The 18,165-nt window shown below is 67.1% G+C and carries 19 protein-coding genes; 10 read left to right on the top strand and 9 right to left on the bottom strand.

Annotated features, from left to right (window positions below):
* Positions 1–118: 118 nt before the first annotated feature.
* The 3 genes from ACP690_RS11410 to rpmF are packed head-to-tail and all read right to left on the bottom strand — an operon-like array spanning position 119 to position 2,334.
* Positions 119–1,087 carry a beta-ketoacyl-ACP synthase III gene (locus ACP690_RS11410; RefSeq protein ID WP_426261219.1) on the bottom strand — a complete coding sequence of 323 codons (969 nt, stop codon included), beginning with the start codon at positions 1,085–1,087 and terminating at the stop codon, positions 119–121.
* Positions 1,084–2,121, bottom strand: coding sequence for a phosphate acyltransferase PlsX (plsX, locus tag ACP690_RS11405; protein WP_017977282.1), 1,038 nt, complete (start codon positions 2,119–2,121; stop codon positions 1,084–1,086). Before plsX ends, ACP690_RS11410 begins: the two co-directional genes overlap by 4 nt.
* Positions 2,122–2,154: 33 nt before the next feature.
* A complete protein-coding gene (gene rpmF, locus ACP690_RS11400; RefSeq protein WP_017977281.1) occupies positions 2,155–2,334 on the bottom strand; it encodes a 50S ribosomal protein L32 in 180 nt (59 codons plus the stop codon).
* A gap of 202 nt (positions 2,335–2,536) precedes the next feature.
* Between rpmF and ACP690_RS11395 the strand changes: the two genes are divergently transcribed.
* Positions 2,537–2,977: an MAPEG family protein gene (locus ACP690_RS11395; RefSeq protein WP_017977280.1), complete on the top strand. Its 441-nt coding sequence runs from the start codon at positions 2,537–2,539 to the stop codon at positions 2,975–2,977.
* Positions 2,978–3,335: 358 nt separating this feature from the next.
* Positions 3,336–3,806 (top strand): GNAT family N-acetyltransferase, encoded by a 471-nt coding sequence (locus ACP690_RS11390; RefSeq protein ID WP_426261220.1) that lies wholly within the window; start codon positions 3,336–3,338, stop codon positions 3,804–3,806.
* A 596-nt stretch (positions 3,807–4,402) separates the two neighbouring features.
* Here the strand turns inward: ACP690_RS11390 and ACP690_RS11385 are convergent.
* Positions 4,403–5,065: an MBL fold metallo-hydrolase gene (locus ACP690_RS11385; RefSeq protein WP_426261221.1), complete on the bottom strand. Its 663-nt coding sequence runs from the start codon at positions 5,063–5,065 to the stop codon at positions 4,403–4,405.
* An 80-nt stretch (positions 5,066–5,145) separates the two neighbouring features.
* Between ACP690_RS11385 and pabB the strand changes: the two genes are divergently transcribed.
* The 4 genes from pabB to msrA all read left to right on the top strand — a co-directional run bounded on the left by pabB (position 5,146) and on the right by msrA (position 9,352).
* On the top strand, positions 5,146–6,924 hold the full coding sequence (pabB, locus tag ACP690_RS11380) for an aminodeoxychorismate synthase component I (RefSeq protein WP_426261222.1): 1,779 nt from the start codon (positions 5,146–5,148) through the stop codon (positions 6,922–6,924).
* Between the two features lie 36 nt (positions 6,925–6,960).
* Positions 6,961–8,160 carry a pyridoxal phosphate-dependent aminotransferase gene (locus tag ACP690_RS11375; RefSeq protein ID WP_426261223.1) on the top strand — a complete coding sequence of 400 codons (1,200 nt, stop codon included), beginning with the start codon at positions 6,961–6,963 and terminating at the stop codon, positions 8,158–8,160.
* A 309-nt stretch (positions 8,161–8,469) separates the two neighbouring features.
* Entirely contained in the window at positions 8,470–8,616 is a 147-nt protein-coding gene (locus tag ACP690_RS11370) for a hypothetical protein (protein ID WP_017977274.1), read from the top strand.
* 82 nt (positions 8,617–8,698) lie between these two features.
* A complete protein-coding gene (msrA, locus tag ACP690_RS11365; protein ID WP_426261224.1) occupies positions 8,699–9,352 on the top strand; it encodes a peptide-methionine (S)-S-oxide reductase MsrA in 654 nt (217 codons plus the stop codon).
* 277 nt (positions 9,353–9,629) lie between these two features.
* On the opposite strand, the gene pdeM is transcribed toward msrA, so the two are convergent.
* Positions 9,630–10,292: a ligase-associated DNA damage response endonuclease PdeM gene (gene pdeM, locus ACP690_RS11360; RefSeq protein ID WP_426261225.1), complete on the bottom strand. Its 663-nt coding sequence runs from the start codon at positions 10,290–10,292 to the stop codon at positions 9,630–9,632.
* A 139-nt stretch (positions 10,293–10,431) separates the two neighbouring features.
* On the opposite strand from pdeM, the gene ACP690_RS11355 reads away from it, so the two are divergent.
* On the top strand, positions 10,432–12,384 hold the full coding sequence (locus ACP690_RS11355) for a potassium transporter Kup (RefSeq protein ID WP_043061294.1): 1,953 nt from the start codon (positions 10,432–10,434) through the stop codon (positions 12,382–12,384).
* Positions 12,385–12,454: 70 nt separating this feature from the next.
* On the opposite strand, the gene ACP690_RS11350 is transcribed toward ACP690_RS11355, so the two are convergent.
* Both ACP690_RS11350 and ACP690_RS11345 read right to left on the bottom strand, forming a co-directional pair.
* Positions 12,455–13,330, bottom strand: coding sequence for an aldose 1-epimerase family protein (locus ACP690_RS11350; RefSeq protein WP_426261226.1), 876 nt, complete (start codon positions 13,328–13,330; stop codon positions 12,455–12,457).
* 161 nt (positions 13,331–13,491) lie between these two features.
* Entirely contained in the window at positions 13,492–14,100 is a 609-nt protein-coding gene (locus tag ACP690_RS11345) for a L,D-transpeptidase family protein (protein WP_426261227.1), read from the bottom strand.
* A gap of 210 nt (positions 14,101–14,310) precedes the next feature.
* Here ACP690_RS11345 and ACP690_RS11340 point away from each other — a divergent pair, with 210 nt between their 5' ends.
* Complete coding sequence (locus ACP690_RS11340) at positions 14,311–15,021, top strand: murein L,D-transpeptidase catalytic domain family protein (RefSeq protein ID WP_426261228.1); 711 nt, start codon at positions 14,311–14,313, stop codon at positions 15,019–15,021.
* A gap of 6 nt (positions 15,022–15,027) precedes the next feature.
* Here the strand turns inward: ACP690_RS11340 and ACP690_RS11335 are convergent, their stop codons facing one another.
* Entirely contained in the window at positions 15,028–15,459 is a 432-nt protein-coding gene (locus ACP690_RS11335; RefSeq protein WP_426261229.1) for a DUF1810 domain-containing protein, read from the bottom strand.
* Positions 15,460–15,500: 41 nt separating this feature from the next.
* On the opposite strand from ACP690_RS11335, the gene ACP690_RS11330 reads away from it, so the two are divergent.
* Together ACP690_RS11330 and ACP690_RS11325 are read left to right on the top strand one after the other, a co-directional pair.
* Positions 15,501–16,028, top strand: coding sequence for a hypothetical protein (locus ACP690_RS11330; protein WP_426261230.1), 528 nt, complete (start codon positions 15,501–15,503; stop codon positions 16,026–16,028).
* The gene (locus ACP690_RS11325; RefSeq protein ID WP_426261231.1) at positions 16,028–16,651 is read left to right on the top strand and encodes a YbhB/YbcL family Raf kinase inhibitor-like protein; all 624 of its coding nucleotides are present in this window, start codon (positions 16,028–16,030) and stop codon (positions 16,649–16,651) included. The genes ACP690_RS11330 and ACP690_RS11325 overlap by 1 nt, the downstream gene beginning before the upstream one ends.
* A gap of 404 nt (positions 16,652–17,055) precedes the next feature.
* On the opposite strand, the gene ACP690_RS11320 is transcribed toward ACP690_RS11325, so the two are convergent.
* Positions 17,056–18,108: a GGDEF domain-containing protein gene (locus ACP690_RS11320; RefSeq protein ID WP_017977263.1), complete on the bottom strand. Its 1,053-nt coding sequence runs from the start codon at positions 18,106–18,108 to the stop codon at positions 17,056–17,058.
* Between the last annotated feature and the right edge of the window lie 57 nt (positions 18,109–18,165).

Genomic DNA, 18,165 nt, shown 5'->3' with positions numbered 1-18,165 from the left:
CACTCCAATCTGTCAAAACAGCCCCTTGGAGGGAGCTACACCAGCACAGACATGTCCGAAAGTGACTTTGTTACACGGCGTGGAAACGCTTGCACGAAAAACTGCTCAAAATGGCGGATTACATCCGCAGGACCGCAGCTCCCCACGTGAAGCCGCCGCCCATGGCCTCCAATACCACAATCTGGCCCGGTTGGATGCGCCCATCGCGCGTCGCCGTGTCGAGCGCCAGCGGCACCGACGCGGCGGAGGTGTTGGCGTGGCGATCGACGGTCACGACGACCTTCTCCGCCGGCAGGCCGAGCTTGCGGCTGGTCGCCTCGAGAATGCGGGCGTTGGCCTGGTGCGGCACGACCCAATCGACCGCCGACGGCGTCAGGCCGGCGATGTCCAGCGATTCCTGCAACACCGACGCCAGATTGACGACGGCATGGCGGAACACCTCGCGGCCCTTCATGCGCAGCTTGCCGACGGTGCCCGTGGTCGACGGACCGCCATCGACATAGAGCAGTTCGTTGTGACGCCCGTCAGCGTGCAGGCGCGTGGCGAGGATGCCGCGACCGCCCTCGGCCTCGCTCTCCTGCCCCTCGAGCACGATCGCGCCGGCGCCGTCGCCGAACAGCACGGCGGTGGTGCGGTCTTCCCAATCGAGGATGCGGCTGAACGTTTCGGCGCCGATCACCAGCGCGCGGCGATGGACGCCGGTGCGCAGCATCGAATCGGCGACCTGCACCGCATAGAGGAAGCCCGAGCAGACCGCCGCGACGTCGAAGGCGACGCAATCGTCGATGCCGAGCATCGCCTGCACCTTGGTCGCGGTCGCCGGGAAGGTCTGGTCGGGGGTCGCGGTGGCGAGGACGATCAGGTCGATGTCCTGCGCGGCGATCCCCGCCGCCTCGATCGCGGCGCGGCACGCCGCCGTGGCGAGCGTCGAAGTCGTTTCGTGCGGGCCGGCGATGTGGCGAAAGCGGATGCCGGTCCGCTCGACGATCCATTCGTCGCTGGTGTCGAGTCGTTCCGCCAGATCGGCGTTCGACACACGCTGTTCCGGAAGGGCCGAACCCGTACCGAGAACGACCGAGCGGATCATGCGTGGACTGCCTTTTTCTCGAAATTGCCGAGGTCGTCGGCGATGCGGCGCGTGAGGTCGGCGCGCACCATCTTGGCGGCATTGCCGATCGCGGTCGCGACGCCGCGTTCATTGGCGCTGCCGTGGCTCTTCACGACGATGCCGTTGAGCCCGAGGAAGACCGCGCCATTGTGATTGTTGGGATCGAGGTGATCGCGCAGCAGCTCGGTCGCCGGACGCGAGATCAGGAAGCCGACCTTCGAGCGGACCGAGCTGCGGAAGGCGCGCTTGAGCAGATCGGCGACGAAGCGCGCCGTCCCTTCGGCGGTCTTGAGCGCGATATTGCCGGCGAAACCGTCGCAGACGATGACGTCGTGGTTGCCACGGGCAAGCTGGTTGCCCTCGACGAAGCCGGTGAAGGTCAGCGGCAGATGCGTCTGGCCGCGCAGCACGGCGGCGGCGTCGCGAATCTCGTCGGTGCCCTTCTGGTCTTCGCTGCCGATGTTGAGCAGCGCGACACGGGGGCTGTCGAGATCGAGGATGGTGCGCGCATAGGCCGCACCCATCACCGCGAACTGGACGAGGTTGCGCGCATCCACCTCGGTATTCGCACCGAGATCGAGCATCACGACGTCATTGTCGCCCAGCGTCGGCAGCGGCGCGGCGAGCGCGGGGCGATCGATGCCCGGCAGCGTGCGCAGCGCGAGCTTCGCCATCGCCATCAGCGCGCCGGTGTTGCCCGACGACACGGCGGCGCCGGCGCGACCCTGTTTCACCAGATCGATGGCGATGCCCATCGACGTGGTCTTGGACCGGCGGATCGCCTGGCTCGGCTTGTCGCTCGACCCCACGGTTTCGGGGGCGTGGACGATCTCGCTGGCATGGGCGAGGTTGGGATGGGCCTTCAGCCCCTCCGCCACCTTCGCCTCGTCACCCACCAAGAAGAAGCGCATGCCCTCGAACCGGCGGCGTGCCGCGGCGACGCCAGCCAGCATGACCGCCAGCCCCTCGTCGCCGCCCATCGCATCGACGGCGATCCAGGAAGTGTCGGGCATGGTTGCGCGTGTATCCAGTGGGTAAAGAGGGCGTTAGCCCTCGACCGAGACGATCTCGCGACCGTTATAATGGCCGCAGGCGGTGCACAGGTTGTGCGGACGCTTCAGTTCGCCGCAGTTCGGGCACTCCTGGAACGCCGCGACGCTGAGCGAGTCGTGGCCACGGCGCATGCCGCGCTTCGAGGGAGAGGTCTTTCGCTTGGGGACGGCCATTTCGGCACCTTGTTCTAAAATCGACGTACGAAATCAGATGCCCCGTACGGCACGATCCAGCCATCGGCAAGGCGCCGACCGCCGGACGCCACCGAGAACCGGACGCATCGCGAAGCGCGGGCCTATAGCGAATTTCCGCGCTGTTGCAAGCTTGGCGGGCGCAAGGCATCACGGCACGGCCCGTCCGTGGAGTCTTACGCCGATGCTGTTGCCCGTCACGCTCACCGTCGCCGCCGCCGCCGGAATCGGCAATGTCGTGCTGGCGATGCGAATCGTGCAGCTGCGACTGAAGGGCAAGGTGCTGATCGGCGATGGCGGCGACGAGCGCCTGCTCGCCCGCACCCGCGCCCAGGCCAATTTCGTCGAGTATACGCCGTTCGTGCTGATCCTGATGGCGTTGATCGAGGCGGCGGGCGGATCGCCGCGCTGGCTGGCGATCACCGGCGGCCTGTTCGTCGCAGGCCGGATCGCCCATGCCCTCGGCATGGACCGCCCCGCCCCCAACCCGTGGCGCGCGGGCGGCGCGGTGCTGACGTGGGTGATCCTGGTCGGCCTCGCGCTGTGGGGCATGACGATCGCCTACAGCTACGAAGCCGCGCCGGTGATGGAGGTCGTGCCGATCGACGGCGCGCCGACCGTCTGATTCGCGACGGCTCCGGGGCGATTCGGGGCCGCGGAAGTGGACGAAGTGGACGATACGTAATCGCCCGAAACGCACCCCCGCGAACCGCCCGAAGGGGCGGGTGGCGAGCGGGCGGGGATTGTGCATGGCGTGGGTATACACGAGCCGGGGCGTGTAGGACAGCGCCGGCGTGACGCTTGCGAGGCGGCGCCGTTCGCAAGAGCGGTGGCGGTTCGCCTCATGACGGGATAGTTGTGCCTGAGCGCGCAAGGCGCGGCGCCTGCTTTCCTGAAAACGATGGTGTTCTGAGAATGCTGGTGCTTGAGGTATCTCAGATTAAAGATTGCCATGGCCCACGCGCGCGGGACATAGGGTGACGATGAGGTTGTTGAAGGAGGCAGCGTCGTTGATCGTTCGTCAGGCTACTATCAATGATCTAGATGCATTGGTTCCGTTGTTCGACGCCTACCGACAGTTCTATAAACAAGCTTCCGATCCTGATGGCGCACGAGCATTTCTAGAAGATCGTTTTGAGCACCAACAATCAATAGTCTTTGTTGCTTGCGATGTAGATCAAGCAGTCGGCTTCACTCAGCTATTCCCATCATTCTCGTCGACGAGAATGGCGCGGACGTTCATTCTTAATGATCTATTTGTGTCCCCCGCTGCTCGCCGCACCGGGGCAGGTCGAGCGCTGCTGAATGCAGCTTGCGAATATGGCCGAGCGGTCGGAGCGTCGCGGCTGTCGCTTTCGACTGCTGTGGCTAATGTTGTTGCACAATCAGTGTATGAAAAAGCAGGCTGGACCCGCGATACGGAATTCCAAGCCTATGCCATCAGCCTGATTTAGAGACTAATCGACACTCTTGCTGCGTTCCCGAAAACGAACCTCCAACAGGAAGCAGACTCGCCGATCGCGCTGACGGACACATGCAGGGTCTGCATTCCCGAAATCCGTTCCCGATTGCGCTTTCCCGAAACGTCTGATCGGAGACGGAAAAACGGGAACGATCACGCTTCGGGAACGACCGATATGTAGGAAGGCTCCCTCCAGGGCGAAAAGTGGCGAGAAGCCGACTTTCAGTCGCGCCGAGCGATCTCGGCTTCCAGCCAATGGACGCGTTTGTCCCACAGCTTTTTCATTTTAGCGGACGGGGCGATGCTCCCACGGACGCGCGACCGCTCAAGCTCCGCCTGAAGCCCCCCGAGACTGAGGCGCTCCAGTTCGTCGTCGCGGTGAGGAACGGCTGATCGCTTTCCCATTGCCTCCCTCTTTCGTCATTTGCGAATGGCCCCAAGTGAGGGACCTCAGCGAAATCAACGTCTTACGCCCTTGCGGCACGGTGGATGCCGGAACACGTCCGGCATGACGAAGGGATTTTCGCAGAGGTCACGCACGTGCGGAAGCGGACGATGCTCTCCGGTGCCGACAGCCTCGCCGCTCCCCTACGCCGCCAGTGCCCGATCGCTGACGAACATGTTGTTGGCGCGTTCATGGGCGAACGTACTCGGGTTGCCGTGGCCGGGGATGAAGGTGGTGTCGTCGCCCAGGGGCCAGAGCTTGGTGACGATGGTTTCGATCAATTGCTTGTGGTTGCCGCCGGGCATGTCGCTGCGGCCGACCGAGCCCTGGAACAAGACGTCGCCCACTTGCGCGAATTTCGAGGGCGCGTGGTGGAAGATCACATGGCCCTGGGTGTGGCCGGGGGTTTCGTAGACGTCCAGCTGCAAGTTGCCGACGCTCACCGTGTCGCCTTCGACCAGCCAGCGGTTGGGTTCGAAGGTGACGCCGGCCATGCCGTAATTCTTGCCGTCGTCGTCGAGGCGGGCGAGCCAGAAGCGGTCGGCCTCGTGCGGGCCTTCGATCGGTACGTTCAGCTCGTCAGCGAGCGGCTTGGCCTCCCCCGCGTGGTCGATATGGCCGTGGGTGAGCAGGATTTTTTCGACCGTGACGCCCGCCTGCGCGACCGCGGCCTTGATACGGGGCAAGTCGCCGCCCGGATCGACGATCGCCGCCTTCATCGTCTGGGTGCACCAGATCAGCGTGCAATTCTGCTGGAAGGGCGTCACCTGAATGATCGCGGCGCGTAGGGGGGGCGTATCGGTCATGCCCAAAGAGATAGGCGCGTGGGGCTGGGGCGGCAATCGTCGCTTGCACCCGGCGGCATCGCCTGTGCATTTGGGCCGCGATGATATCTGCGCCCTTCGTATTGCTGGATGATGCCCGGGACGGGGGGGCAGGTGCGCGGCTCTATACCGATCCGGTCGAGGTCGTCGTCGCCGCGACGCGCGAGGCGGTGCTGCCGGCGCTGGCACGGCTGCGTGGCGCGCGGCGGCGGGGTCTGCATGCGGCGGGCTATCTGACCTATGAGGCGGGGGCGGCGCTGGCGGCGCGTGCGGTGCCGGTGCGCGAGGGCGACGGGCCGTTGCTGTGGTTCGGGCTGTTCGAGGGGTATCGTACGCTGAGCGCAACGGCGGTCGCGGAACTGTTGCCCGATCCGGCTGGCGCCTGGGCGAGTGCGCCGCGGCCGCGCGAGACCCACGCGGCCTATGATGCCGCCTTTGCTGCGGTGGCGGCGCTGATCCGGGCGGGCGATATCTATCAGGCGAACCTGACGATCCGCACCGACGTGGCGATCGCGGGCGATCCGGCGGCGCTGTACGCGCGGCTGCGGCGCGAGGCGGCGGCGGGCCATGGAGCGCTGGTGGCGACCGGCGAGCGTCACCTGCTGTCGCTGTCGCCCGAATTGTTCTTCACGCTGGAGGGCGATGCGCTCATGTGCCGGCCGATGAAGGGGACGGCGGCGCGGGGGGAGACGCCAGCCGAGGATGCGGCGCTGGCGGACGCGCTTGCCGGCGATCCCAAGCAGCGCGCCGAAAATCTGATGATCGTCGACCTGATGCGCAACGACCTGTCGCGCGTGGCGCGGGCGGGCAGCGTCGCGGTGCCCGAGCTGTTCCGGGTGGAGCATTATCCGACGGTGCATCAGATGACGTCGACCGTCACCGCGACGCTGGCGGACGGGGCGGATGCGGTGGACGTGCTGACGGCGCTGTTCCCGTGCGGGTCGATCACCGGCGCGCCCAAGCAGCGCAGCATGGAAGTGATCGCGGCGGTCGAGCCCGAGGCGCGCGGCATCTATACCGGCGCGATCGGGCGGATCGATCCGCAGGGCGATGCGGAGTTCAACGTGGCGATCCGTACGCTGGCGGTGCCGGCGGGGGCCGAGGTGGCGACGCTGGGGCTGGGATCGGGCGTGGTCGCGGACAGCCGGGTCGACGAGGAATATGCCGAATGCCTCGCCAAGGGCGCGTTCGTGACGCGCGGGCAGGCGCCGCTCGACCTCATTGAGACGATGGCGTTCGATCCCGACGAGGGGTTGCCGCTGCTGGAGGCGCATCTGGCGCGGCTGACCGCGAGCGCCAGGGCGCTGGGCTTCCGCTTCGACCGGCACGGCACGCGCAACGATCTGCAGGCGGCGACCTTTCGGTTGCGCGGCCCCGCGCGGGTGCGACTGCTGCTGGCGCAGAGCGGCGCGACCGCGATCGAGGTGGCGGCAATGCCCGCGCCCTTCGCCGCGCCGCTGCGCGTGGCGGTGGTGCCGCTGCCGGTCGATCCAAGCGATTTCCGGCTGCGGCACAAGACGAGCGACCGCGGCTTCTACGACGCGGCGCGGGCCGCGGCGGGGACGGACGAGGTGGTGTTCGTGCGCCCCGACGGGCTGCTGACCGAAGGCAGCTTCACCTCGCTGTTCATCGGCGTCGGCAACGGACCGCTGCGCACGCCGCCGCTGGCGCTCGGCCTGCTGCCCGGCGTGCTGCGGTCAGGATTGATCGATTCGGGGCGGGCGGTGGAGGCGAATGTGTCGCCGGAGGACCTCGGCGGGCAATTTTTCGTCGGAAACGCGCTGCGCGGGCTGATGCCGGCGGTTGTTGCGATTGCGAAAAGCGAGGCCTTGCGTCTATAGGCGCGCGCAGTCCTTCCGCCATCCAAGGCCCGTCCCATGAAGCCCTCCGCCGCACTCGGCCGCATCAGCCCCTCGCCCACGCTCGCGATCACCAGCCGCGTGCTCGAGCTGAAGCGTGCGGGCGTCGACGTGATCGGCCTGGGCGCGGGCGAACCGGACTTCGACACGCCCGATTTCGTCAAGGACGCGGCGATCCAGGCAATCCGCGACGGCAAGACCAAATACACCAACGTCGACGGCACGATCGAGCTGAAGCAGGCGATCGTCGCCAAGTTCGCGCGCGACAACAACCTCACCTACACGCCCGATCAGGTGACGGTGAACGTCGGCGGCAAGCACACGCTGTTCAACGCGATCGTCGCCAGCGTCGATCCCGGCGACGAGGTGGTGATCCCCGCGCCGTATTGGGTCAGCTATCCCGATGTCGTCCAGTTCGCGGGCGGCACGCCGGTGTTCGCGGTCGCCGGGCCGGAACAGGATTACAAGCTGTCGCCGGAGGCGCTGGAAGCGGCGATCACGCCCCGGACCAAGTGGGTCATCCTCAATTCGCCGTCCAACCCGACGGGCGCGGCCTACACCGTCGACGAGCTGAAGGCGCTGGGCGCGGTGCTGGCGCGGCACCCGCATGTGTGGATCTTCGCCGATGATATGTACGAGCATATCGTCTATGACGGCTTCCGCTTCGCGACGATCGCCGAAGTGTGCCCGGAGCTGTACGAGCGGACGCTGACCGTCAACGGCTGTTCGAAGGCCTATGCAATGACCGGCTGGCGGATCGGCTTTGCGGCCGGCGCGCCGTGGCTGATCAAGGCGATGGCGAAGCTGCAGTCGCAGTCGACCAGCAACCCCTGTTCGATCGCGCAGGCGGCGGCGGTCGCGGCGCTGACCGGCCCGCAGGATTTCCTCAAGGAGCGCGCGGCGGCGTTCCAGACGCGGCGCGACCTGGTGGTCGGCATGCTCAACCAGATCGAGGGCATGACCTGCCCGACGCCGGAAGGCGCCTTCTACGTCTATCCGTCGTTCGCGCCGCTGATCGGCAAGACGACGCCGAACGGCCGCAAGATCGAGACGGACGAGGATTTCGTCGGCTATCTGCTCGACGATGCCAAGGTCGCGGCGGTGCAGGGCGCGGCGTTCGGCCTGTCGCCGGCGATGCGGATCAGCTACGCGACATCGGACGATCTGCTGCGCGAGGCCTGCACGCGCATCCAGCAGGCGTGCGCGGATCTGCTGTAAGCCGGGAAGCCGCCTCCTACCGTTCGCCCTGAGCTTGTCGAAGGGCGGATTGCCCCCCGCACCGGCATCGCGTGTGGAACCCCGTGCTTCGACAGGCTCAGCACGAACGGGATTGGGTGCAAGTGTGGCCCATCCATCCGTATCGGCCGCAAATCCTGACGGGTGATGAACGGAGCGGCCACGCCGCGTTAATCCAGCGTTTCTATAAACGCGCTTGAGAGTGGCGGTCCGGACGACCATCTGGGCCGCTGAAACCGGGCAGGACGACGCACGTCGTCGCCCCAACGAACGACGAGACAAAGGTGCGTTATGCGCAACATGTTCAACAGCCGCTTCTTCTGGAAGTTCCTCGGCGGGTTCGCGATCGGCGCGATCGGCGTCGTGACGCTGCAGCCGGCGAGCGCGCAGCATGCGCAGCCGATCCCGGCCGCGTCGCCGATCGTGCAGGCCCAGTAAACCGCGCAGGATTGTGAGCCGCGTCGGAACCGATCCGGTCCACAGCTCTGGAAGGACGCAGTTTCCTCACCATATCAGCGTCATGCTGAAAGTTCTGCTGCCCGGCGCCGCTCTGGCGGGCGCCCTGTTCGCCTCCACCGGCTTTGCCGCCGCCGAACGCGCGGTGCCGCTGCCCGCCGCCAAGATCGATGTCCCCGCCACGACGGCCACGCAGACCGCGGTGTTCGCGGGCGGCTGTTTCTGGGGTATGGAGGCGGTGTTCGAGCGGGTGAAGGGCGTCAAGAGCGTCACCGCCGGCTATGCGGGCGGCAGCCGCGCGACCGCGACCTACGATCAGGTTTCGACCGAGCGCACCGGCCATGCCGAGGCGATTCGCGTGACCTATGATCCGCGCGTCGTCAGCTATGCGACTTTGCTGCGCGTCTATTTCTCCATCGCGCATGATCCGACCGAGTTGAACCGGCAGGGTCCGGACACGGGGCCGAGCTATCGCTCCGCCATCTTCCCGCAGGACGCGCGGCAGGCCGCGGTGGCGCGCGCCTATATTGCGCAGCTGGGGGCGGCGAAGAGCTTTCCGAAGCCGATCGTGACGCGGATCGAACAGGGCGGGTTCTTCCCGGCGGAGGACTATCACCAGCGCTTCTACGACCGGAATCCGATGCACCCGTATATCGTGCGCTGGGACAAGCCCAAGGTCGCGGCGTTCAAGGCAGGGTTTCCGGCGCTGGCGCGGTGAAGGCGTAGCGCGACGATTCCGCCTCCCCCACTCGTCCGTCATTCCCGCGAAGGCGGGAATCCATAGCCTCCGAACGCCGGCGATAGAGCCGCGCGGTTCGCCAGTCTGGATTCCCGCCTTCGCGGGAATGACGGGGGTGCTGGTGCGGGATGCCCCCACTCTCGTCATTCCGGCGGAGGCCGGGAACCATGGTTTCGGCGTGGCTGGTGATGCGCGCCACGCTGGCTGCATCGTGTCCGTGGATCCCGGCGTTCGCCGGGATGACGGCGAGTGTGCGTCAGGCCGCGATGGGGAAGCGGAGGAGGCGTTGTTCGACGGGCACCAGGGCCTCGGCACCCTGCCCTACCGCCTTGACCAGCGCGGGGTGGTCGACGTCGAGGCCGCCGGTCAGCGCGCCGAAGGCGGGGAGCACGATCTTGCGCGGCGTCGCGACGAAACAGCGGCGCGCGACCTGCTTGCCGCGGACGTGGAGGCGCAGCTTGGGGTGGAAATGGCCCGACAGTTCCGGGCGGCTGTCGTGCGGATCGGCTTCGTGGCGCAGGACGAGGCCGTCGACCGTCGCTTCGTCCAGCACCGTGCCGCCGCAGCGATCCTTCAGCGCGGAATCGTGATTGCCGGTGATCCACGTCCAGCGCAGCCCCTCGGTCAGCGCGCGCAGGCGTAACTGCGCCTCCGCGGGCAACCGGTCGCAGCCATCGCTGTCGTGGAAGCTGTCGCCCAGACACCACAGTTCCTTCGCCCCCGTCGCCGTCACGATCCGCGCGAGATCGGCCAGCGTCGCGAGCGAATCATAGGGCGGCAGCATCTGGCCGCGGGCGGCGAACCAGCTCGCCTTTTCGAAATGCAGGTCGGCGACGAGCAGCGCAGAACGTGCCGGCCACCATAAGGCGCCATCCGGCAACGCGCACAGGGTCTGACCGCCGAACGAAAAGGGAACCATGGCCCGCCCATGCCTGCAAACCCCTACCCGATCAAGCCGTTACCCTGCCCTTACCCAAAGCCTCTTGCGCGGCAGGCAAATCGGCGTAAAGCGCGCCGTCCTCCCGCGCCGGGGGATTGAACAGGGGTAAAAGCGCGCCATGTCGGCTGCCGTCGAAGCACCCGCTTCCGAATCCACGGGCGCGCATTCCGCGTCGGCCCATCCCGCGCTGATCGGCCTGACCGTCGGCGCGCTGGGCGTCGTGTTCGGCGATATCGGCACCAGCCCGCTCTACGCCTTTCGCGAGGCGTTGCAGCAATCGGCGGGCGACGGCATCGATCCGTCCGAAATCCTCGGCGTGCTCAGCCTGGCGCTGTGGACGCTGACGCTGATCGTCACGGTCAAATACGTCTTGTTCCTGATGCGCGCCGACAATCACGGCGAAGGCGGCGTGCTGGCGCTGGCGGCGCTGGCGCGCAAGTCGATCGGCGTGCGCAGCCGCATCGCGCTGGTGCTGGGCGCGGCGGGCGCGTCGCTGTTCTACGGCGATGCGATCATCACGCCGTCGCTGTCGGTGCTGTCGGCGATGGAGGGGCTGCGCACCATCCCCAGCGCCGCCACATTCTTCGACGAAGGCACGATCCGCGCGCTGACGATCGTGATCCTGATCGCGCTGTTCTTCCTGCAATCGAAGGGCACGGCGCGGGTCGCGTCGCTGTTCGGGCCGGTGTGCATCGTCTGGTTCCTGACGATCGGCGGGTTGGGCGCGTGGCATATCGCCGACGAGCTGTCGATCTTTCGCGTGCTGCTGCCGACCTACGGCATCCAGTTCCTCAGCACCCACGGCACGGTGGGGCTGTTCGTGCTGGGCGCGGTGTTCCTGACGGTGACGGGCGCCGAAGCGCTGACCGCGGACATGGGGCATTTCGGCAAGAAGCCGATCCGCATCGCGTGGCTGCTGCTCGTGTTCCCGGCGCTCACGCTCAACTATCTGGGGCAAGGCGCCTTTGCGCTTTCCCGCCTCGAGGCCGCCGCCGCTGCGGGCAAGCCGTTCACCAATCAGGACTGGTTCTTCCTGATGGCGCCCGAATCGATGCGCGGGCCGCTGATCGTGCTGGCGGGCTTCGCCACGGTGATCGCGAGCCAGGCGGTGATCACCGGCGCCTTCTCGCTAACGCAGCAGGCGGTGCAGCTGGGGCTGTTGCCGCGGATGAAGCTACGGCAGACGTCGGCGTCGTTCGTCGGGCAAATCTACGTCCCCGCGATCAACTGGCTGCTGATGATCGGCGTGCTGGTGCTGATCATCCAGTTCAAGACATCCTCGGCGATGGCGGCAGCATACGGCATCGCGGTGACGGGGACGATGGTGGTGACGACGCTGCTCGGGTATCTCGTGGCGCGGCACGTGTGGCACTGGAACCGGGTGTGGGCGCTGGCGGCGGTGCTGCCGTTCCTGTGCCTGGACCTCATCTTCTTCGGCGCGAACATCCTGCGCGTGATCGAGGGCGGCTGGGTGCCGCTGGTCATCGCGGCATCGATCGGCCTGCTGATCTACACCTGGGTGCGCGGCAAGGGCATCGTGCGCGCGTTCGAGGCGCGGCAGAGCATCCCGCTCGCCGACTTGGCCGCCGCGCTCGCCAAGCGCCCGCCCGAACGCGTGCCAGGCACCGCGGTGTTCCTGACCGCCAATCCGCGATCCGCGCCGGGCGCGCTGCTGCACAATCTCAAGCACAACAAGGTGCTGCACGAGCGCAACCTGGTGGTCAGCATCCGCACGACGGACCGTCCGGTGGTGGAGCCCGAGATGCGCGCGACCGTCGAGCGGCTGGACGACAATTTCGAGATCGTCGTGCTCAATTACGGCTTCATGGAATCGCCGAACGTGCCCGCCGATTTGGGTGTCGGCGGCAAGACCGAGATGCGCAGCCTGGATGCGATGAAGACCAGCTTCTTCATCGGCCGCAACACGCTGAAGCCCGAAGCGGACGTCGGCATGCCGCTGTGGCAGGATCGCATCTTCATGTTCATGCAGCGCAACGCGAGCGACCCGACCGACTTCCTGAAGATTCCGCCGGGCAAGGTGCTCGAGTTGGGCGAACAGGTAACGGTGTAGGGGCGCGGGACGTTCCGACACCATCGTCGTCCGTCATTGCGAGCGACGATGACCTGCGACGTCACTCTCCTCAGGCGAGCAGCGTCACCTGCATCGCGATGCGTTTGTCGCCGCCAGCCGGCACCTCAAACACGCCGGGCTTGTCGCGGAAGTCGCCGGTGAAGCCTTCGGGATCGGCGATGCCGTGCCAGGGCTCGACGCAGACATAGGCGGCGCCGGGCTTGGTCCAGATGCCGAGCATCGGCGTGTCGGGGAAGGCGATGCGCAATTGCGGGCCGTCGGGCGCGCCATAGGTCACCGCGTCGGAACGGACGTGATCCCACACGAGCGCGTCGTCGGTGAACAGGTCGTCGCGCAACGTCAGCGTGCGGCCGTCGAGCGGTGACGGGCGCGTGCCCGCGGCGATCGTGCCGTCGGCGGCGATGACGCGCAGGGCGTCGGGCTCGTCGGCGTCGAAGACGATGCGGTGGGCGGCGCGGTCCTGCCCATAGGGCAGCGGCCAGGCGAAGGCGGGGTGGAAGCCGAAGCTTGCCGGCATGGGCACGGTCGCGGGGTTGTGGATGCGTGCCTCGACGTGGAGCGTCGCATCCTGCAGCGTGAACGTGATTTCGAGCCGGAAGGCGAAGGGATAGGCGGCGCGCGTCTCGGCACTGTCGGTCAGCGCGAAGGTGACGCTGGCGTCGGACTGCGCGACCGTGTCGAACAGGCTGTGGCGGGCGAAGCCATGCTTGGCCATCGGATAGGATGTGCCGTCGAGCCGGATCGCCTTCTCGTACGTCATGCCGATCACCGGGAACAGAATCGGCGCGTGACCGGTCCAGAAGGCCGGGTCCGCGTTGGTCATCAGCTCGCGGCCGTCGGCGTCGCGCAGGTGCGTCAGCTCGGCGCCAAAGGGGTTGATCGCGGCGATCAATGCGCCGGAGCGGATGGTGACGAGGTCGGTCATGGGCTCCAGCTGTGCGTCAGGTGTGGGGCGGCGGCAAGGGTCGTGGACATTCCTGGTAGTGCGTCATTGCGAGCGCAGCGACGCAATCCAGGGCGCGCTGGTCCGGCTCTGGATTGCTTCGTTGCGCTCGCAATGACGGATTCCAGGTTGGCAGCCTCTGCTCACCGCGACGCGGTCTGCAACCACGCCTCGTTGGCAGTCGCCGTCTCGCTTTGCATCGCGACGGCGTCGGCGTTGGTGGGCAGCATCCAGCCCTCTGCGGCCGACGCGTCCGTCACCAGCACCGGCGTGCCGCGGCTGGTGATCGCGAACAGCTTCTTGGCGAAATCGGTCGGCACCCGGATGCAGCCGTGCGAGGCAGGGAAGCCCGGGTTCATGCCGGCGTGGATCGCGACGCCGTCCCAGGTCAGGCGCTGCATGAACGGCATCGGCGCGCTGTCGTACAGGTTGCTCTTATGCTTTTCCGACTTCTGCAGGATCGGGAAGACGCCGACCGGCGTCTCCTTGCCGTCCTTGCCCGTCGAGACGGTGGACGCGCCGATCAGCATCGTGCCGCGATAGACATAGGCCTTTTGATCCGGAATCGAGACGACGATGCTGACCGGTTCGCTGCTGCCGCTGTCGTTCCACAGGAACCGATTGGGGGCGAGCGACGTGACTTCCGGGGCCAGTGCATCGCTGGCCGCCGCCGCGAATGCGGGGGCCGGAAGCGCCATTACCAGCGCCGCCGCGGTCATCGCCGAAAACCATCGTGTCGATCGCTGTGCCATATCGATTCGCCCTTGACTTTCGTTTGCCTTTCGCGGGTCTCAACGCGCGATATCGCGGCTGGTGCCATGGCCAAATCGGATCAATCGAGCCCAACCCGCGCCGAAGCGTGCAACCGCAACGCTGACTTGGGGCTGGGACCCGCAGAATATTAAGTCCGAAGCTGCTATATGATGTCTCGCGGGCAAGAACCGGGGCATTACGGAAATTCGATGCAAAATCAGAATGATGGCGTGCGCGATCGTCGTGCGCTGCTGAAGAACGGATTGGTGCTGGCAACGACGCTGGCGATGCCGGGCACGGTCTCCGCCGCGACCCGCCGCCTGAGCCAGGCTGATTTGCGGCCGGTCAGCGAACCGCCGTTGCCGGCCCCGCGCCCGCGCATGTTTGCTCAAGCCATCACTTCGCCGCGTGTCGTGCGCCCCGATCTGATGCGCCAGGCGATGGCCGCGCTGAACCAGCATGGCCGCCGCATCCCGCGCCGCGACCGGATCGCGATCGCCGACATGGCCGCCTCGTCGTCCGAGCCGCGCTTCCACCTCGTCGACCTGGTGTCGGGCAAGAGCCAGTCGTTCCTGGTCGCGCACGGCAGCGGATCGGACCCGGCGCACACCGGCTATCTGAAGCGCTTTTCGAACGAGCCCAATTCCAACGCGACCTCGCAGGGCGCGTTCGTTACCGATGATTATTATGTCGGCAAGCATGGCCGCTCGCAGCGGCTGATCGGGCTCGACGCCACCAACGATAATGCGCTGGCACGCGCGATCGTGGTGCATTCGGCCTGGTATGCGAACAAGGACATGCTGCGCACGCACGGCATGCTCGGCCGCAGCCAGGGCTGTTTCGCGGTCGGCGAAAGCGACCTGTCGCAGGTGTTCGCGCAACTGGGCCAGGGCCGGATGATCTTTTCGGCGAAGGTGTAACGATAGTCAGCGTTCGCTGAGCAGCGCCAGCGTCTTGGGATCGCGCTGCCCGTCGTAGAAGCGCTCCAGCGCCGCTTCGAACGGTGTCGGATCGTCGGCGACCGCGGCGAACAGCGTCATCGACGACCGCAGCTTCATCGCATCGATGCTGCCGAATATCGCCTCCGCACTGCCGGGCGCCGCGATCGCCGCCTGCGTCATCGCGATAAGCCGCCCGCCGAGCAATTGATGCGCCAGATACGCACGCGCTTCGTCGGCGTCGCGGATCGCATAGGTTCGCGCCATCGCGCTGCTGCCCAGACCGGCGATCTGCGGGAAGACGAACCACATCCAATGGCTGGTCTTGCGGCCGGCGTGCAGCTCGGCAAGCGCCTGATTCCACACGCCTTCCTGTGCGCGGACGAAGCGATCGAGATCGGTGGCGTCGGGCTCGGTCATGCGACAGGCAACCGCCGGGGCCTGTCTTGCGTTCCATGACGATGCGTCCGATCCTTCTCGCCATGGGCCTCGCCCCGATCCTCTGCCTCGCGGCCTGTGGCGGCGCGCGCAAGGCGGAGGCCCCCGACAATGCCGCCGCCGCAGGCTTCGTCCCGCCGCCCACGCAGATGCCCAAGCCTCTGCCCGGCCAGGCGCATGCCGATGCGCTGACCGCCTATGTCGGCAAATATCCGACCGATGCGGTCGATGGCGTCGGCTTCTATGATCGTACCGAAGTGGCGCGCGCGCTGAACGATGCGGTGGGCGACGAGCGCATCCGCCGGCGGTTCGTGAACCGCGATGCGGTGACCGTGCCGATCTTCCGCACCGCCGATGGCCGCATTGCCGCGCATGGCTGCATGCCGCACGATTGCGGCGACAACGATTGGACGCTGGTGCTGGGCGCCGACGGATCGCGTGCGGAAGCCTGCTACCACGATGCCGACACGATGGGCGACCGCAGCCGCTGGTTCGCCGCAAGCACGGCGCCGGCGATGCGGCCGGGCGATTGCCCGCAGGAGCAAGGCTGATGCTGGAACATATCCCCGCCTGGCTGGGCAAGGCGCTGTCCGATGTGCGCGCAGGCGCCGAAAAGCTGGCAATCGCACGCGGGACGCTGGGCACCGCCATCCCGCGGATCGAGCTGATGAGCCCGGCTTTTGCCGACGGCGCGCGGCTGCCCGAACGCTTCACCGCGGACGGCGATGGCGTGTCGCCGCCGCTGGTCTGGGGGCCGCTGCCCGAGGGCACGGCGCATCTCGCCTTGCTGGTCGAGGATGCCGACGCACCGGCGCCGCAGCCGTTGGTCCATGCGGTCGTCTGGGGCATGCCCGCCGACACGGGCCGGCTGGAGGAAGGCGCGATCCGCAGCGATGGCGCGGGAACGCCCGAGCGCGACGTCGGCCGCAATTCCTATCTTCGTGAAGGCTGGCTGCCGCCCGACCCGCCGACCGGTCATGGCAGCCATCGCTATGCCTTCCAGATGTTCGCGCTTGATGCAGGCGTCGGCGATCCGGGCGAAACGCCCGGCCGTGCCGCGATGCTGGAGGCGATGGCGGGGCATGTGCTCGCCGCCGGGGTCTTGATCGGCACCTATAGCCGGGGCGAGGATGCGCCGGTCGGGCCGATCGGGGCGGTCGCAACCGCCGGGTAGGTCGTCAGCCGGTCAGCCGATGGTGCCGGTGCTCTGGCTGGCGAGGACCAGAACGGTGGTGCAGAAGGCGGACAGCGCGAGTGCGAAGCTGCGATACATGATGCGTCTCCTCAGGGCTTGCGGGGATCAGGCGATCGGCAGGACGGGGACGGCGGCGCTGATCGCAAGGCCGGCGAAGGCGAGCGCGGCAATGACCGAGACGGCGGCGCGCTGAGCGATATCGAAGCGGATGGACATGGTCTGTTTCCCTTTTGCTGCGGCGGGCGAACCGTTCGTCGCCGCATGCCAGGGACCTTGCAGCCATCGTGCCAAATACAAAAAACCGCGGATCTGCGCGGTTTTCTTCGGCAACTCACATTAAACTGGGAATTTCCGCCACAGCGATGGCGCGGTTTACGCCAATATCAGGCGGCACACACCCGGTCGCGGCCATCGCTCTTCGCAGTATAGAGCAGGCGGTCGGCGCGTTCGAACGCGGCATCGATCGTCTCGCCGGTCTGCACGGCGGTGACGCCGATCGACAGCGTCACCTGCCCCAGCGGCTTGTCGGTTTCGCGCAGGCGGAATCGTTTGCCGGCGATGACACTGCGCGCCCCGTCGAGGTGCGCGGCGGCATCGGCGAGGGTCAGGCCGTGGATCAGGATGGCGAATTCCTCGCCGCCGTGGCGGACGACGAGATATTTCTGACATTCCTCGCTGAGCGTGCGCGCGACGGCGGACAGGACGCGGTCGCCGATCTGGTGGCCATGCGCGTCGTTGATCCGCTTGAACCGGTCGATGTCGCAGACTGCGAGGCAGAAGGGCCCTTCGAGTTCGCGGCGATGGTCGAACGCCTCGCCGAAGGCGCGGCGGTTGGGCAGGCCGGTGAGCGCGTCGCGACGGGCGGTGTCGTTCGCTTCGGCGAGCTTGGCGCGGAGCGTTTCCGCCTCGCGCGTCGCCTGGTCGAGCCGCACCTCGGCATCGCGCACGCGGGCCAGCATCGTGCCGGCGATGCGCGCGATCGCGTCGAGGCCGGCCGGCCCCGCCGTATCGATCGCCGCCGCGCTTTCGGCGAGGTCCGCGCCGAAATCGCGCGTCTGGTCCTGCATCGCGCGCATCATCGTCGCGAAATCGTCGACCTGCGCCTGGGTCGCTTCGACCAGGCGAACCGCCTCGTCCTCGACCTCCGACTGGTGATCGCGATAGCTGGGGCGCGGCGGCTCCGCTTCGGGCTGGACCGCGGCCCCCAGCATCACGCGCCCGCCGAGCTTTTCGATGTCCGAGCGGCTGAGGCGAAAGCCACCGTCGGTCAGCCGCATCACCGCCTGGGCGATCGCGCCGTCGGGATTGGTGATGACATCATAGGCGAAGGTGTAATGGGCCGGCTCGGGGCTGAGGCCCTGAGACGCGAGAAAGTCGCCGATTCGGGTGAATAGATCACCCTTGCCGTCCTTTCGCGCTGCCAACGGCCCGTTCATCTACGCCCTTTCCGGTGTTCCGCGATGTGTACCCGCGAAATGTTATCAGGAAGTTTC

Origin of the sequence: Sphingomonas sp. DC4900, assembly GCF_049896485.1 — a bacterium.
GTDB classification, from domain to species: Bacteria; Pseudomonadota; Alphaproteobacteria; order Sphingomonadales; family Sphingomonadaceae; genus Sphingomonas; species Sphingomonas aquatilis.
The sequence above is the reverse complement of the archived record's forward strand: the minus strand, read 5'-3'. Positions and strand labels throughout refer to the sequence as shown.